We start from the raw sequence: 1,101 nt of genomic DNA, 5'->3' as shown, positions 1-1,101 counted from the left end.
GGGCTCGAAAGGGGGCGGAACGTGGTTGGCGCGGGCGTCGCTGTCAATCGCCGCCGCAATTAGGAGGGTCGGTCAGACGGAAACCAGACCTCCCGGAAGCAGGGTGGCGCGGCCGGCGAGGCTCAATTCCAGCAGGGCGGCGGCGACCGTTCCGACCGGCGCGTTCAGCGCCCGGGCCAGCTCGTCGCGGGGCGTCGGCGTCGGCGACAGCAGGGCGGCGACCTGTTCGAGGAAGGCGGCGTCCACGTCGTCGGGGGCGCCGTCGAAGGGATTGCCGGCGGGCGGCTCGCCCAGGGTGCGCAGGGTCGAGAAGGCCCGCTCCACGTCCTCCACACCCTCGCACAGGATCGCGCCCTGTCGCAGCAGTTCGTTGGGTCCGCGCGACCGCGGGTCCAGCGGCGACCCCGGCACGGCGAAGACGTCGCGGCCCTGTTCGGCCGCCAGCCGCGCCGTGATCAATGAACCTGACCGGAGCTCGGCCTCGACGACGATGACGCCCCGCGACAGGCCCGAGATGATGCGGTTGCGGCGCGGAAAGTCCTTCGCCTGGGCCCGCGCCCCGACCGGGCTTTCCGAGACGATGCAGCCCTGTTCGGCGATCTGGCGGTACAGGTCGGCGTTGTCGGGCGGATAGACATCGTCGACCCCGCCGCCCAGCACGGCCACGGTTCCGGTCGGCAGGGCCCCGGCGTGGGCCGCGCCGTCGATGCCGCGCGCCAGACCGGACACCACCACATGCCCGGCCTCGCCCAGCTGCTGCGACAGGCCCCGTGCGATCCGCTGCCCGCCCGCCGAGGCGATCCGCGCCCCGACCACGGCGAGGCAGGGGCGGCCCATCAGGCTCGCGTCCCCAAGCGCCCAGAGCACGGGCGGCGGCGGATCGACGGCGGCCAGCATCTCCGGGTAGTCGGCGTCGCCGAGGACGATCAGTCGGGCCCCGATCCCGGTTCCCGCCTCGATCTCCCGTTCGATATCGGGCGCCGGCGGCAGGTCGTGCCCATGCCCGCCGCCGCGCCGGATCAGGTCGGGCAGGGCCTCGACGGCGCGTGCGGCCGAGCCGAACCGGTCCAGCAGCTGTTTGAAGGTGACCGGGCCGACCCG

The 1,101-nt window shown here is 74.1% G+C and carries 1 protein-coding gene; it reads right to left on the bottom strand.

What is annotated here, in order from left to right:
• Positions 1-72 precede the first annotated feature (72 nt).
• Positions 73-1,101 (bottom strand): DNA-processing protein DprA (gene dprA / locus RDU12_RS15820; RefSeq protein WP_308685637.1); only part of this gene is annotated, 1,029 nt, incomplete at its 5' end.

Origin of the sequence: Brevundimonas sp. (genome assembly GCF_031082345.1) — a bacterium.
Classification (GTDB): Bacteria; Pseudomonadota; Alphaproteobacteria; order Caulobacterales; family Caulobacteraceae; genus Brevundimonas.
Note: the sequence above shows the minus strand (reverse complement) of the source record. Positions and strands in the feature narration are given on the sequence as shown.